The 14,146-nt window shown below is 72.9% G+C and carries 13 protein-coding genes and 1 pseudogene; 13 read left to right on the forward strand and 1 reads right to left on the reverse strand.

The genetic code is table 11. The features are described 5' to 3' along the window. The first annotated feature begins 22 nt into the window (after window positions 1-22). The 3 genes and pseudogenes from ACZ7HT_RS09525 to ACZ7HT_RS09535 all read left to right on the forward strand — a co-directional run. Window positions 23-340, forward strand: coding sequence for a DUF4244 domain-containing protein (locus ACZ7HT_RS09525; protein WP_471162090.1), 318 nt, complete (start codon window positions 23-25; stop codon window positions 338-340). Beyond that, window positions 327-683 (forward strand): TadE family type IV pilus minor pilin, encoded by a 357-nt coding sequence (locus ACZ7HT_RS09530; protein ID WP_471162093.1) that lies wholly within the window; start codon window positions 327-329, stop codon window positions 681-683. The genes ACZ7HT_RS09525 and ACZ7HT_RS09530 overlap by 14 nt, the downstream gene beginning before the upstream one ends. After that, window positions 680-1,093: pseudogene (locus ACZ7HT_RS09535) on the forward strand (Rv3654c family TadE-like protein); the annotation flags it as partial. The gene ACZ7HT_RS09530 and the pseudogene ACZ7HT_RS09535, both read left to right, overlap by 4 nt. 79 nt (window positions 1,094-1,172) lie before the next feature. Here the strand turns inward: ACZ7HT_RS09535 and ACZ7HT_RS09540 are convergent. Then, the gene (locus ACZ7HT_RS09540) at window positions 1,173-3,743 is read right to left on the reverse strand and encodes a DEAD/DEAH box helicase (protein ID WP_471162095.1); all 2,571 of its coding nucleotides are present in this window, start codon (window positions 3,741-3,743) and stop codon (window positions 1,173-1,175) included. An 80-nt stretch (window positions 3,744-3,823) separates the two neighbouring features. Here ACZ7HT_RS09540 and ACZ7HT_RS09545 point away from each other — a divergent pair, with 80 nt between their 5' ends. The 10 genes from ACZ7HT_RS09545 to ACZ7HT_RS09590 all read left to right on the forward strand — a co-directional run bounded on the left by ACZ7HT_RS09545 (window position 3,824) and on the right by ACZ7HT_RS09590 (window position 14,066). Next, complete coding sequence (locus tag ACZ7HT_RS09545) at window positions 3,824-4,177, forward strand: STAS domain-containing protein (RefSeq protein WP_056569340.1); 354 nt, start codon at window positions 3,824-3,826, stop codon at window positions 4,175-4,177. A gap of 15 nt (window positions 4,178-4,192) precedes the next feature. After that, window positions 4,193-4,651 (forward strand): ATP-binding protein, encoded by a 459-nt coding sequence (locus ACZ7HT_RS09550; protein ID WP_471162097.1) that lies wholly within the window; start codon window positions 4,193-4,195, stop codon window positions 4,649-4,651. A gap of 277 nt (window positions 4,652-4,928) precedes the next feature. Continuing rightward, on the forward strand, window positions 4,929-7,247 hold the full coding sequence (locus ACZ7HT_RS09555; RefSeq protein ID WP_471162100.1) for a sodium-translocating pyrophosphatase: 2,319 nt from the start codon (window positions 4,929-4,931) through the stop codon (window positions 7,245-7,247). A 161-nt stretch (window positions 7,248-7,408) separates the two neighbouring features. Next, window positions 7,409-8,086, forward strand: a complete 678-nt coding sequence (locus ACZ7HT_RS09560) for a small secreted protein (protein WP_471162102.1) — start codon at window positions 7,409-7,411, stop codon at window positions 8,084-8,086. A 261-nt stretch (window positions 8,087-8,347) separates the two neighbouring features. Further along, window positions 8,348-9,928 (forward strand): DUF7059 domain-containing protein, encoded by a 1,581-nt coding sequence (locus ACZ7HT_RS09565; RefSeq protein WP_471162105.1) that lies wholly within the window; start codon window positions 8,348-8,350, stop codon window positions 9,926-9,928. Further along, complete coding sequence (locus tag ACZ7HT_RS09570) at window positions 9,925-10,929, forward strand: ArsR/SmtB family transcription factor (protein ID WP_471162108.1); 1,005 nt, start codon at window positions 9,925-9,927, stop codon at window positions 10,927-10,929. Before ACZ7HT_RS09565 ends, ACZ7HT_RS09570 begins: the two co-directional genes overlap by 4 nt. Window positions 10,930-11,048: 119 nt before the next feature. Continuing rightward, window positions 11,049-12,041 (forward strand): ABC transporter ATP-binding protein, encoded by a 993-nt coding sequence (locus tag ACZ7HT_RS09575; protein WP_471162110.1) that lies wholly within the window; start codon window positions 11,049-11,051, stop codon window positions 12,039-12,041. After that, window positions 12,038-12,811 carry an ABC transporter permease gene (locus ACZ7HT_RS09580; protein WP_471162113.1) on the forward strand — a complete coding sequence of 258 codons (774 nt, stop codon included), beginning with the start codon at window positions 12,038-12,040 and terminating at the stop codon, window positions 12,809-12,811. The genes ACZ7HT_RS09575 and ACZ7HT_RS09580 overlap by 4 nt, the downstream gene beginning before the upstream one ends. Window positions 12,812-12,825: 14 nt before the next feature. Continuing rightward, entirely contained in the window at window positions 12,826-13,644 is an 819-nt protein-coding gene (locus ACZ7HT_RS09585) for an ABC transporter permease (RefSeq protein WP_471162116.1), read from the forward strand. Window positions 13,645-13,868: 224 nt separating this feature from the next. After that, the gene (locus tag ACZ7HT_RS09590) at window positions 13,869-14,066 is read left to right on the forward strand and encodes a hypothetical protein (protein WP_359510634.1); all 198 of its coding nucleotides are present in this window, start codon (window positions 13,869-13,871) and stop codon (window positions 14,064-14,066) included. Window positions 14,067-14,146 lie beyond the last annotated feature (80 nt).

Raw genomic sequence — 14,146 nt, forward strand, 5'->3', positions numbered from 1 at the left:
AGAAATGACGAGGCACGGCGACATGACGGAGCACGGCGACATGACGGAGCACGGCGAGATGGCAGAGCACGGGGAGATGGCGGAGCACGGCGAGGTACCTCGGGACGAGGTGGGAAGGGATGTGGTGGGCGATGGGGCTGCCCGCGTGAGGGCGGCCGCTTGGTGGCGAGCGCGGCGGGTGGCGGCGCGCCGGGACGCGGGGATGACCACGTCCGAGTACGCGGTGGGGACGATCGCCGCGGCGGCGTTCGCCGCGGTGCTCTACAAGATCGTGACCAGCGGGGCGGTCTCGGGGGCGCTGGAGTCGGTGATCGGGAAGGCACTCGATGCGCCGTTCTGACCGGGGATTCGTGACGGTGGAGGCGGCGATGGTCCTGCCCGTCCTCGCGCTGTTCACGGTGACGCTGCTCTGGGCGCTGGCCGCGGCCGCGGCGCAGATCCGGTGCGTGGACGCGGCACGGGCGGGGGCCAGGGCGGCGGCCCGTTCGGAGCCGGTGGCCTCCGCCGAGGCGGCCGCCCGGGCCGCCGCGCCCGAGGGGGCCTGGGTGTCGGTGGCGAGGGAGGGCGAGCTGTGGCGCGTGACGGTGGAGGCGTCGGCCCCGGGCCCCCGGGGCATGGGAGTCACCCTGAGAGCCGACGCATCGGCCCTCGCGGAGGACACGCTGGGCGGGAGCACGCCATGACGGGCGGCGAGCGCGGGGTGGTCCCCGCCCGGGGTGCGGGTGTCGGGCGCCGGCGGCCCCGCGGCCCCGGTGACGACCGGCGTGGCGTCCCCGGGCGGGGCGCGGGTGGGGATCGGGGGTTCGCGACGGTGTGGGGGGCGATCGCGGCGTGTGTGGTGTGTGTGGTGTTCGGGGCGGTGCTTGCGCTTGGGCAGGCGGTGGCCGCCCGGCACCGGGCCGGCGGGGCAGCCGACCTCGCCGCCCTTGCCGCCGCGGACCGGGCCCTGTGGGGCGAGGCCGAGGCGTGCGCCGCCGCCTCGCGGGTGGCCGTCGCGCAGGGAGCGGAGCTGGCGGGTTGTGCCGTGCGGGGCGGGGTCGCCGAAGTGACCGCGCGGGTCGTGCGCGGCCCGTACCGGCCGGAGGTCAGGTCGCGGGCGGGTCCTCCGGGGCGGCCTCCGGCACCGGAGGGATCCCTTGCTCCGGAGGGATCCCTTGCACTGGAGGGGGCCCTTACTCGGGAGTGGGCTCCGTTGTCGGGCGGGGTTCCGGGGCAGGAGGGGTTTCCGTCGCCGGGCGGGGTGTCGGCTCCGGGCGGGGCTCCATGGTCGGACTCGGTTCCAGGTCCGGAGGGGTTTGCGGGGACTGCTTCAGGAGTTCCGTGAGGAGGCGGACCGCGCCGCGTTTGTGGAGCGGATCGTTGCCGTTGCCGCACTTGGGGGACTGGATGCAGGAGGGGCAGCCCGCCTCGCACTCGCAGGAGGCGATGGCCTCCCGGGTGGCCGTCAGCCAGGCGCGGGCGGTGTGGAAGGCGCGCTCGGCGAATCCCGCGCCGCCCGGGTGCCCGTCGTACACGAAGACGGTGGGCAGCAGGGTGTCGGGATGGAGCGGTACGGAGACGCCGCCGATGTCCCAGCGGTCGCAGGTGGCGAAGAGCGGCAGCATCCCGATGGAGGCGTGCTCGGCGGCGTGCAGGGCGCCGCCGAGGATCTCCGGGTTGATCCGGGCGGCGTCGAGCTGGTCCTCGGTGACCGTCCACCACACCGCGCGGGTGCGCAGGGTGCGGGGCGGCAGGTCGAGCTTGGTCTCGCCGAGCACCTCGCCGGTGATCAGGCGGCGGCGGAGGAAGGAGACGACCTGGTTGGTGACCTCGACGGAGCCGTAGCAGAGGCGGCCGGCTCCCCAGGGGATCTCGGTGTCGGTTTCGAGGACGGCGATGGAGGTGGTGTCGCGGGCGGTGGTGGAGTACGGCGGGACGGCCTCCTCGACGAGGGCGACGGAGTCCTTGAGGTCGAGCTCCCGCACCAGATAGGTGCGGCCCTGGTGGAGGTGGACGGCGCCTTCGTGGACGGCGGTGTGGGAGGCGGCCTCGTCGACCGTGCCGAGGAGGCGGCCGGTGCCGGCCTCGACGATCCGGACGGGGCTGCCGCCGCCGCCCCGGATGTCGGTGAGGTCGGCGGCCCGCTCGCGGCGGGTCCAGTACCAGCCGGTGGAGCGGCGGCGCAGCAGACCGGCACCCTCCAGCTGGGGCAGCAGGCCGGGGGCGGCCGGGCCGAAGAGGGCCAGGTCCGGCTCGGTCAGTGGGAGCTCCGCCGCGGCGGCGCACAGATGGGGGGCGAGGACGTAGGGGTTGTCGGGGTCCAGGACGGTCGTCTCGACCGGCTGCTCGAAGATCGCCTCCGGGTGGTGGACGAGGAAGGTGTCCAGCGGGTCGTCGCGGGCGACCAGGATCGCGAGGGCGCCCTCGCCCGAGCGGCCGGCGCGGCCCGCCTGCTGCCACAGCGAGGCCCGGGTGCCCGGGTAGCCGGCGATCAGGACGGCGTCCAGGCCGGAGACGTCCACGCCCAGCTCCAGGGCGGTCGTGGCGGCCAGGCCGAGGAGCTCGCCGGAGTGCAGGGCCCGCTCCAGGGCGCGGCGCTCCTCGGGCAGGTAGCCGCCCCGGTAGGCGGCGACGCGGCGGGCGAGTGCCCGGTCGGTCTCGGCCAGCCGTTCCTGGGCGATCACCGAGATCAGCTCTGCGCCGCGCCGGGAGCGGACGAAGGCGACCGAGCGGACGCCCTGCCGGGTCAGGTCGGTCAGCAGGTCCGCGGTCTCGGCGGTCGCGGTGCGGCGCACGGGCGCGCCGCGCTCGCCGTGCAGCTCGGTCAGCGGCGGCTCCCAGAGGGCGAAGACAAGCTCGCCGCGCGGGGAGGCGTCGTCGGAGACCTCGGTGACCGGCAGGCCGGTGAGGCGGCCGGCGGCCAGGGCCGGTTCGGCGGAGGTGGCCGAGGCGAGGAGGAAGACGGGTTCGGAGCCGTACCGGGCGCAGACGCGGCGCAGACGGCGCAGCACCTGGGCGACGTGGGAGCCGAAGACGCCCCGGTAGGTGTGGCACTCGTCGATCACGACGTAGCGCAGGGAGCGCAGGAAGGAGGACCACCTGGGGTGGGAGGGGAGTATGCCCATATGGAGCATGTCGGGGTTGGTCAGTACGTAGTTCGCGTACTGGCGGACCCACTCGCGTTCCTCGACCGGCGTGTCGCCGTCGTAGACGGCGGGGCGGATCCGGTTGCCGAGCGGGGCGGCCAGTTCCCGCACGGCGCGCCGCTGGTCGGCTGCGAGGGCCTTGGTGGGCGCCAGGTAGAGGGCGGTGGTGCCGCGGCCGTTCGGGGCCTCCGAGCCGTCCAGGAGGGTGCTGAGGACCGGGGCGAGGTAGGCGAGCGACTTGCCCGAGGCGGTCCCCGTGGCGATCACCACGGATTCGCCGTCCAGGGCGTGCTCGGCGGCCTCCGCCTGGTGCGCCCAGGGGTGCTCGATCCCGGCCGCCTCGATCGCCGCGATCACCTCCGGACGGATGCGGTGCGGCCAGACGGCATGGCGGCCCTCCCGGGCGGGCATGTGCTCCGTATGAGTGATGCGCGCGGCCCGGCTCTCGCCCGAGGAGAGCCGGTCGAGGATCGTGCCGGGAGAGGGGCGGCTGCCCGTTTCCCCGGCCGGACGACGGGGGCGGTGATTCTTGGCCATCGGCACCGAGTGTGTCACTGCCATGACGGACAATGCTTCCAAGGCGTCGTGCATGGCTGCTGGTAAGTGATTGAATGCCATTGCGGCTGGCGTTCCGTTCCTCGGCTCCGCCCCGGAGACCCGAGGGGACGATCGCCCGATAGCAAGGTGCTGGAGGATCCGTGGACCTGTCCCTGTCGACTCGCAATGTGACCGGCGCTGGTGGTGACCGTACGGTCGTCGAGGTCGGTGGCGAGATTGATGTGTATACCGCGCCCAAGCTGCGCGAGCAGTTGGTCGAGTTGGTGAACGACGGCAGCTACCACCTGGTCGTCGACATGGAGGGCGTGGACTTCCTCGACTCCACCGGCCTCGGTGTGCTTGTCGGCGGCCTGAAGCGCGTTCGCGCGCACGAGGGCTCGCTGCGTCTGGTCTGCAACCAGGAGCGCATTCTCAAGATTTTCCGGATCACGGGTCTCACCAAGGTGTTCCCGATCCACACTTCGGTCGACGAGGCCGTCAACGCCGTCGACTGAGCCCAGGGGGTTCGCATGGCCACCGTTGAACTCCGCTTCAGCGCTCAGCCGGAGCACGTCCGCACGGCCCGTCTGGTGGCGGCTGCGGTCGCGCGCCGGGCGGGCGTGGACGAGGCGGTCCTCGACGAGGTGCGTCTCGCTGTGGGTGAGGCGTGTTCCCGTGCGGTCGGGCTGCATCGCAGCAACGACGTCATGACCCCCATCCGGGTCGTCCTGACCGAGGAGGAGAAGACGTTCTCCATCGAGGTGGGCGACGAGGTGCCGGGTGCGGGGGTGGCGGCGGCCGATGCCGCCGGTGTCCCCGGCGCGCGGGCCGCGGCCCCGGCCGAGGACTTCGACGACGCCGACGGCGAGGACGAGATGGGGCTCGCGGTGATCCGCGGGCTGGTCGACGACGTCGAGGTGAGCGCCGGCGAGGACGGCGGCACCATCCGGATGACGTGGCCGGTGAGCTCGGCGGACGTCCTGTCCTGACCCGTACGGGCACATGGCGGACGTCCTGTCCTGACCCCGTACGGGCCCACGGCGGACGTCCTGCCCTGATCCGTACAGGTATACGACGGACGTCCTCCTGACCCGTACGGGCACACGGCGGACGTTCCGTCCTGACCCGTGCCCGTGCCCGTACACGTACACGTACGAAGGAAAGAGGCCCTGCATCGTGCAGGGCCTCTTTCCTTTTTCCGGTGTCCTCGCCCACGAAGGGGCGCATCCCCGTATGTGTCGTTTCGTCTCCCTATGATCCGTCCCCATGTACCTCACAACGCTCGCCGCCGCGGTGCTCACGAGCGGGAACCGGACGATCGTGATCGTCGTCGCGGCCGTCGCCCTTGCCGCGCTGATCGTCGCGCGGCTCCTCGTACGCCAGGTGCTCGCGGCCGGTGAGGGCACCGAGAGGATGCGGGCGATCGCGGCCGCCGTGCAGGAGGGCGCCAATGCCTACCTCGCGCGGCAGCTGCGGACCCTCGCCGTCTTCGCGGCCGCCGTGTTCTTCCTGCTGATGCTGCTGCCCGCCGACAACTGGTCGCAGCGTGCCGGACGTTCCCTGTTCTTCCTGGTCGGGGCGTTGTTCTCGGCGCTCACCGGCTACCTCGGCATGCGGCTCGCCGTACGGGCCAACGTACGGGTCGCCGCCGCGGCCAGGGAGGCCACGCCCGCGCCGGGCGAACCCGAGAGGGACCTGAACGAGGTCGCGCACCGGGCGATGCGGATCGCGTTCCGTACGGGCGGGGTCGTCGGCATGTGCACGGTCGGCCTCGGACTGCTCGGGGCCGCCTGCGTCGTCCTCGTCTACGCCGCCGACGCGCCCAAGGTCCTGGAGGGATTCGGGCTCGGCGCCGCGCTCATCGCCATGTTCATGCGAGTGGGCGGCGGCATCTTCACCAAGGCCGCCGACGTCGGCGCCGACCTCGTCGGCAAGGTCGAGAAAGGCATCCCCGAGGACGACCCGCGCAACGCCGCCACCATCGCCGACAACGTGGGCGACAACGTCGGCGACTGCGCCGGCATGGCCGCCGACCTCTTCGAGTCGTACGCCGTGACCCTGGTCGCCGCGCTGATCCTGGGCAAGGCGGCCTTCGGCGACCACGGCCTCGCGTTCCCCCTGATGGTGCCCGCGATCGGCGTGGTCACCGCGGTGATCGGCATCCTCACGGTCGCCCCGCGGCGCGCCGACCGCGGCGGGATGAGCGCGATCAACCGCGGATTCCTGGTCTCGGCGGTCATCTCGCTGGCGCTCGTCGCCGTCGCCGCCTTCGTGTACCTGCCGTCCTCGTACGCCGAGCTCGAAGGCGTCACCGAACCGGGCATCCACCGCCACGCCGGCGACCCGCGGGTGCTCGCCCTGGTCGCGGTGGCCCTCGGCATCGTCCTCGCCGCGCTCATCCAGCAGCTCACCGGCTACTTCACCGAGACGAGCCGGCGGCCGGTCCGGGACATCGGCAGGTCCTCGCTCACCGGCCCCGCGACCGTCGTCCTCGCGGGCGTGGCGCTCGGCATGGAGTCCGCCGTCTACACGGCCCTGCTGATCGGGCTCACCGTCTACGGGGCGTTCCTGCTCGGCGGCGCCTCGATCATGCTGGCGCTGTTCGCGGTGGCCCTCGCCGGGACCGGACTGCTCACCACCGTCGGGGTGATCGTCGCCATGGACACCTTCGGCCCGGTCGCCGACAACGCCCAGGGCATCGCGGAGATGTCCGGGGACGTCACGGGGGCGGGCGCGCAGGTTCTCACCGACCTGGACGCCGTCGGCAACACCACGAAGGCCATCACCAAGGGCATCGCCATCGCCACGGCCGTCCTGGCGGCCTCGGCGCTGTTCGGCTCGTACCGCGACGCCATCGCGACCTCGGTCGCCGACGTCGGGGAGTTCGGGGTGAGGCTGAGCGAGGTGACGCTCTCGATGGACATCTCGCAGCCCAACAACCTCTTCGGACTGATCCTCGGCGCGGCCGTCGTCTTCCTCTTCTCGGGACTCGCGATCAACGCCGTGTCCCGGTCGGCCGGATCGGTCGTCTACGAGGTGCGGCGGCAGTTCCGCGAACACCCCGGGATCATGGACTTCACCGAGAAGCCGGAGTACGGGCGGGTCGTCGACATCTGCACCAAGGACGCGCTGCGCGAACTCACCACGCCCGGGCTGCTCGCGGTGATGGCCCCGATCGCCGTCGGCTTCTCGCTCGGCGTCGGCGCGCTCGGCGCGTACCTCGCCGGGGCGATCGGTACGGGTGCGCTGATGGCGGTCTTCCTCGCCAACTCCGGTGGCGCCTGGGACAACGCGAAGAAGCTGGTCGAGGACGGGAACCACGGCGGCAAGGGCAGCGAGGCGCACGAGGCGACCGTGATCGGGGACACCGTCGGCGACCCGTTCAAGGACACGGCGGGTCCGGCGATCAACCCCCTCCTGAAGGTGATGAACCTGGTCGCGCTCCTCATCGCCCCGGCGGTCGTGCGGTTCAGCTACGGCGGCGACGCGAGCCCCGGGCTGCGGGCGGCGGTCGCCGGGGTCGCGCTCCTCGTCGTGGTCGGCGCGGTCCGGGCCTCCAAGAGGCGGTCCGTGGAGGTGTCCTGACGTGGCGTCCGTCTCAATTCCGGATGTTTACGAGGTGGTCGTGAGGTTCATCCCTTGGTTCAAAAGGCTTCAATAGGGGATGAATCCGTCGCCCGGAAGGTGGAAGGAGACCGTTCGGCGTGTATGTTCCGGGGCCGAGAGCCTTGGAAGGGACCGATCCGTTGAACAAGAAGCTTGCGGCCGCACTGTCCGGCGGCGCGGTACTGGTGCTCGCGCTGTCCGGTTGCAGCAGTGACGAGGGCGACAAGGTGGGTGACTGGGCGAAGACCTTCTGCGACCAGGCCAAGCCCCAGATCCAGAAGCGGGCCGACGCCCACCAGATCATCATCTCGACCGCTGCCGACAGCAAGCCGGCCGAGATCAAGGCCGCCGACTCGCAGGCGTTCCAGGACATCGCGAACGCCGACCGCGCCCTCGCCAAGGCCGTCGAGGCCGCCGGGGCCCCGCCCGTCGCGAACGGCGAGACGGTCAAGCAGGACGCGATCAAGGAGCTCAACGCCACCGCGCTGGCCTACGAGGGGCTCAAGAAGCAGGTCGACGCGCTGGACGCGACGAACCAGCAGAAGTTCGCGGACGGCCTCCAGGGCGTCGCCGACGGCCTGACCAAGATCGAGAAGATGGACCAGAACGCCCTGTCCAAGCTGGAGGACGGCGAGCTGGGCCAGGCGATGGCCAAGCAGCCCGGCTGCCAGAAGCCCACGGCCTCGGTCCCGCCGAAGACCTCCGCCTCCCCGAACGCCGGCGGCACCTCCGACTCCGACGCGGACTCCGGGTCCTCGAAGCCGACGAAGACGCCGTCCGCCACGCCGAGCAAGAAGGCGACGGCCGCCAAGAGCTAGTAGCGCCCCGGGCCCGATCGACCCGAGGCACTGTTCCTCGGGCCGATCGGGCCGATCGGGCCGGCGATGCCGGGCCGAATCGGTCCGGCGGCGGCGATCCGGTCCGGTGGTGGTGGCGATCCGTCCGGTGGTGGTGATGCGGCCCGGTGGTGGCCGCGATTCGGCTCGGCGGCGGCGATTCGGCCCGGCGCCGGGCCGCGATCGGCCGTGTGCCGCCGGGTCGGCCGCCCGGATGTCGGTGGCGGCCGTCACAATGGAGCGGTGAGTACGACCAGCCTGCCTTCCCGCCTCCCGGTGCCCGCGCACGCCACCCGTCTGCGCGAGGCCCTGCTCGCCGCCGACTTCACCGCCGACGGCCTGCTCGACCTGCTCGGCGCCCCGGCCTACGCGGCGCTCGCCCGCAGCGAGACCGTGCCCGCACTGCGCGCCACCCGTGGCGACTCCCCGCTGGAGACCCTCGTCCGGCTCTTCCTGCTCCAGGAGCCCGTCCCGGCCGACCGGGCCGCCGCCGCGCTCCCGCTCGACGAGGCCCTCGCCGACGGCTGGGTGGTCGGCGAGGACGGCACCGTGCTCGCCACGGTCGACGTCCGGCCGTACGGCGGACCGGACGGCGAGGACTGGTTCATCGTCTCCGACCTGGGCTGCGCCGTCGGCGGCGCCGGCGGCAGCGGCAAGAACGGCCGCCAGGCAGACGCAGCGGTCGTCCTCGGCGTCGGCGGTGCCTCCACCACCCTCGCCGGCATCACGGTCCGTACGCCGGTCTCCTCCGCGCTCGACCTCGGCACCGGCTCCGGCATCCAGGCGCTGCACGCCGCCCAGCACGCCACCCTGGTCACCGCCACCGACCTCAACCCGCGCGCCCTGGACTTCACCCGGCTCACCCTCGCCCTCTCCGGGGCCCGGGAGGCCGAGCTGCTGACCGGCTCGCTGTACGAGCCCGTCGACGGCGACACGTACGACCTGATCGTCTCCAACCCGCCGTTCGTGATCTCCCCCGGCGCCGGACTCACCTACCGGGACGGCGGGATGAGCGGCGACGACCTGTGCCGCTCGCTCGTGCAGCAGGCCGGGGAGCGGCTCAACGACGGCGGGTACGCCCAGTTCCTCGCCAACTGGCAGCACGTCGAGGGCGAGGAGTGGCAGGAGCGGCTCCGGTCCTGGGTGCCGCGCGGCTGCGACGCCTGGATCGTGCAGCGCGAGATCCAGGACATCACCCAGTACACGGAGCTCTGGCTGCGGGACAGCGGCGACCACCGCGGCGACCCGGACGCCTACCGCGCGGCGTACGACCGCTGGCTCGACGAGTTCGAGGCGAGCAAGACCCGCGCGATCGGCTTCGGCTGGATCACCATCCGGCGCAGCCAGGCCGTGGCCTCCGGCGCCGTCGAGCCCTCGATCGTCCTGGAGGAGTGGCCGCACCCCGTCGAGCAGCCCCTCGGCCCCACCGTCCTCGCCCACTTCGAGCGCCAGGACTACCTGCGCCGCCACGACGACGCCGCGCTCCTCGCCGACCGGTTCACGCTCGCGCCCGAGGTGGTGCAGGAGCAGGTCGGGATGCCGGGCGCCGAGGACCCGGAGCACGTGGTGCTCCGGCAGAACCGTGGCATGCGCCGCGCCACCAAGGTCGACCACGTCGGCGCCGGGTTCGCCGGAGTGTGCGACGGCACGCTCAGCGCCGGCCGCATCCTCGACGCGATCGGGCAGCTCATGGGCGAGGACCCGGTCATGCTGCGGGACCGCACCCCGCAGGCGATCCGGCTGCTCGTCGAGGAGGGCTTCCTGATCCCCGACTCCCTGCTCCCCGGCTCCACGCCGCCGGCGGCCGAAGGGAGCGGTGCTTGATACGGATCGAGCTGGACGAGGCCTCGCTCGGGGCGACCCGGATCGCGATCAGTCCGCTGCGCGACGCGTTCTGCTCGATGCATCTCGCGCAGCCCCACCGGCACCCCTCCTGGCCCTACCAGGAGTGGGTCGGGCAGGCGCGCGAGGTGTGGCGCGAGGACGACCGGCTCCGCCCGCTGTGGGACCTGTTCGTCAGGGAGCGGCGCGAGGTCTCCGACTTCCTGCTGCCCCGGCCCTTCGGCACGGTCCACGTCCACGAGGAGCTCGCCGCGCTCCGGGCCACCGACCCGGAGTTCGTCCGCGCCCAGGCGGCCGTCTGCTACCCGGACCTGCTCGACGCGCCCTTCCTCCAGCCCTACCTGAAGGACCCGGAGGCCGCCTGCGCGGCGCTCGCCGACGCGTACGCCGCGTACTGGGAGGGCGCGATCGAGCCGTACTGGCCGACGATGCGCCGGCTCGTCGAGGACGAAGTGCTCGTCCGGGCCAGGACGTTCGCGACCGAGGGCGTCGACGCGCTGTTCGCGGGCCTGGAGACCCGGGGACGGTGGCAGCCGCCCGTAATCGAACTGACCAAGCACATCGACGCCGAGTACGCGCCCGGCGAGCGGCGCCTCGTCCTCGTGCCGCTGGTCTTCGCCGAGGGCTGCCGGCTCTACTCCACCGACGACCCCGAGGTCTTCGCCCTCAGCTTCCAGGCCCGGGGCGCCGGAGCCCTGCGCGAACCGGCCGAGCCCGCCGCCGAGGACCGGCTCGGGCTGATGCTCGGCCGGGGCCGGGCCGCGGTCCTGCGCGAGCTGGGCGGGCCGCTGACCACGGCCGGACTCGCCGACCGGCTCGGGCTCGCACCCAGCACGGTCTCCGAGCACCTCTCCGTGCTCGCGGAAGCCGGCGTCGTGACCCGCCACCGCGTCGGGCGCTCGGTGTACTACCAGCTGACGGACACGGGCCGTTCCCTGCTCGCCCTGCTCGCCGGGGAGGACGTCCTCACGGCCGTCGCCTGAGGAATCGGCGCCGCGGGCTGACGATTCGGGGCCGTGGCCTGAGCCCGGTGTGCGGGCGACGATTCGGGGCCTCCCGAATCGATGGCCCGGCCCTTTCTCCGGCTCCTACCGTCCGGCGCATGCTCGCAATCGAGGCGGACGCGCTGCGCCGCACCTACACCAGCAGGACCGGGTGGCCGAGGTCCCGGCGGACCGAGACCGAGGCCGTGCGCGGGGTCACCTTCGAGGTGGCGCCCGGGGAGCTGTTCGGCCTGCTCGGGCCCAACGGCGCCGGCAAGACCACCACCATCAAGATGCTCAACACCCTGCTCCTGCCGACCTCCGGCACCGCCCGGGTGTTCGGCCACGACGTGGCCCGCGACCCCGTCGCCGTACGCCGCAGGATCGGGTACGTCTTCGGCGGCGACCGCGGCCTGTACGACCGGCTCTCCGCCCTCGACAACCTCCGCTACTTCGCCGAGCTGTACGGCGTCCCCGCCCGCGACCAGAAGCGGCGCATCGCCGAACTCCTCGACCTCGTCGGCCTGGTGGGCCGCGAGAAGGAGCGCGTCGAGGGGTACTCGCGCGGCATGCGCCAGCGCCTCCACATCGCCCGCGGGCTGCTCCACCGCCCCGACGTCCTCTTCCTCGACGAGCCGTCCATCGGCGTCGACCCCGTCGCCGCCCGCGACCTGCGCCGTACGGTCGCCGACCTGGCCGCCGCCGGCACCACCGTCCTCCTCACCACCCACTACATGGCCGAGGCCGACGAACTCTGCGACCGGATCGCCGTCATCGCGGGCGGCCGCATCCGCGCCCTCGGCACGCCCGCCAGCCTCAAGTCCCTCGTACGGGAAAGGGACGTGCTGGAGATCGAGGCGTACGGCGTGGACGAGGAGCGGCTCGACCGGGTACGGCGCGTGCCCGGCGTCCGGGGCGTGTCGACCGAGGACCGGGGCGCCCTGCAGACCGTCACCGTGCAGACCGGACGCGGCGCCTCCGACCTGCACGGACCCGTACTCGCCGCACTCGACGGCGTACGGATCGGCCGGGTCACGAGCCGCGAACCGTCCCTGGAGGACGCCTACATCGCGATCGTCGGTGCGACCGACGCCGAGGGGGTTCCCGCGTGACGCGCCTTCCTCGGCTGATCCTCGTCGGGGTGCGCACCCACGTCTCGTACATGTCGCGCTCCCCCATCGAGGTCACCTTCGCCGTCCTCGTCCCGCTCGTCTACGCGACCCTCGCCGTCTACCTGTTCCGCGCCGCCGGCGACCCGGACCGGCTGCTCACCGCCTCCGTCGGCGCCGGACTCATGGGCATCTGGGGCTCGGTGCTCTTCGGCTCGGGCGGCGCCGTGCAGAACCAGCGCTGGCTCGGCACCCTGGAGACCCTCGTCGTCGCGCCGACGCCGCTCGCGCTCGTCCTCCTCCCCATCACCCTCGCGACCGCCGTCATCGGCACGTACGCGATGGGCGCCACCGTCCTGTGGGGCGTCCTGCTCTTCGACGTGCCGCTCGACTTCGCGCACCCGCTGCTCTTCCTCGTCGCCGTCCCGGTCTGCGTGCTCTCCCTCGGTATGACGGGGCTGCTGCTCGCCGCCACGTTCGTCCTGCTCCGCAACGCCAACGCCCTCGCCAATCCGCTCGACACCCCCGTCTGGCTGCTGTCCGGCCTGCTCGTGCCCATCACCGTGCTGCCCGCCTGGACCCACCCGATCTCCTGGGCGCTGCCCATGACCTGGGGCGCCCGGGCCGTGCACGCCGCGACCTCCGGCGGGGACGTGCTCACACCCCTGCTCACCGCCGTCGCGCTCGGCGCCGGCTACGCCCTCGCCGCCGTCCTCGTCCTCGGGCGGGTGGAACGCCGGGCACGTGCCGCCGCCACCCTCGCCCTCACCTGAAAGGCCACCGTCGGATGTTCCGCTTCCGGTGCCGGCTCCTCGGCTTCCGCTTCCACGCCTCCTCCCGGCTGCTCGTGGTCGGCGGGGCGATCTCCTACCGGGCGCTCTTCAACTGGACCACCCCGCCGATGTTCATCGGAACGCTCCTGGTCGGACCGCTCCTCCAGGTTTTCTTCTTCGTCTTCCTGGGCAGGGAACTGGATGTCGCCGACGATCGTTTCCACCTTGTCGGCAACGCCGTTCTCGCAGCTTCCGCCTCCTGCGTGTACGGCGGCACGATGGCCGTCGCCAACGAGCGCCGGTACGGCACCCTCGGGGCCGTCCTGCTCTCGCCCCGCCGCCGCGTCCCCCTGTGGCTCGGGCGAGCCCTCCCGTACGTCCTCAACGGGCTGTTCGTCAGTGCCTTCGTGCTCACCGCCGCCGCGCTCGTCCTCGGGCTGCCCGTGCCCACCGGGTCGCTGCCCGGGCTCGGTCTGGTGCTGCTCGTCGCGGCGGGCGCCTGCTCGGCCTTCGGGCTCGCGCTCGGGGCGCTCGGGCTGCGCTTCCGGGACGTGTTCCTGGTGTCGAACGTGGCCGCCTCGGTGCTGCTGCTCCTGACCGGCGCCGCCGTGCCCCGGGAGACGCTGCCGGAGTGGATGCGGGCCGCCGGCGAGCTGCTGCCGCTCACGCACGCGGCGGACGCGGCGCGCGGGCTGACCGCCGGTGCCGGTCTGGACGGTCATCTGCTCGGGGCCGAGCTCGCGGTCGGCGCCGGATGGGGGCTGCTCGCGGTCGTCCTCCTCGCCGTCTTCGAGCGGGGGAGCCGACGCCGGGCGACGCTCGACGTGATGTGAAGCAGAGGAACGGGCGACGCTCGACGTGAATTGAGACAGAAGAACGGGCGACGCTCGACGTGATGTGACAGAGGAAGGAGGAGCGGGTCACTACCGGCCATCTTCGTGAACCCGTACCCGTACGGCCCGCGTCGTTCACCCGGAGTTCGCGCCTTCGATGCCCGGGGGTGTCAGCCTCGGCGGCGAGAGGCGAACACCGCACGTGAACGGAACGGGGTACGGGCATGGAGAGCGGGCCGGCGATCTTCGCGGGGACGGCGTTCACGCTGTTCGGAGGCGCGCTGCTGCTGTGGACCACCGTGCGGGCGCTGCACGGCCAGCCCGTGGCGCACGGGGTCGCCCCGCGCACCGCCGTCGCGCTGACGAGCCTCTCGGGCGCCGCCTTCCTCCTCCTCGGCGTCTGGTGCTTCGGCCGTCTCTGAGTCCGGCTCCCCGTCCGGCCCCGCACCCTTCCCGGGTTCCGCTCCCGGATCGTTTGTGATCTCTCCGACATGTCCCCCAC

The sequence above is a fragment of the Streptomyces sp. NPDC037410 genome (assembly GCF_055602235.1).